Raw genomic sequence first — 373 nt, 5'->3', positions numbered from 1 at the left:
GGCGGTGGTGCGGCACGGCGTGACCATCATCGGCTACACCGATCTCGCGAGCCGGCTGGCCAAGCAGTCCTCCACGCTGTACTCGAACAACCTGCTGCGCCTGACCGAGGAGCTGTGCAAGACCAAGGACGGCGTGATCGACGTCAACATGGACGACGACGCCATCCGCGGCCTGACCGTCATCAAGGAAGGCGGCATCACGTGGCCGCCCCCGCCGCCGAAGATCCCGGCGGTGGCGCCGCAGGCCAAGCCGGCAGCGATGCCGGCCGCACCCAAGGGACACGGCCATGGCAGCAGCGAGCCGATGGCGGCCAAGTCGCTGGCGATCGTGTTCGGCGTCGGCGCACTGCTGTTCCTGCTGGTGGGCCTGTAT

Annotated in this window: 1 pseudogene; it reads left to right on the top strand. The window is 68.6% G+C overall.

The features are described 5' to 3' along the window. Positions 1-373 (top strand): annotated as a pseudogene (pntA, locus tag WG923_RS30370) (Re/Si-specific NAD(P)(+) transhydrogenase subunit alpha); the annotation flags it as partial.

This window comes from Ramlibacter sp. AN1133, assembly GCF_037890035.1.
Taxonomy (GTDB): domain Bacteria; phylum Pseudomonadota; class Gammaproteobacteria; order Burkholderiales; family Burkholderiaceae_C; genus Ramlibacter.
Note: the sequence above shows the minus strand (reverse complement) of the source record. Positions and strands in the feature narration are given on the sequence as shown.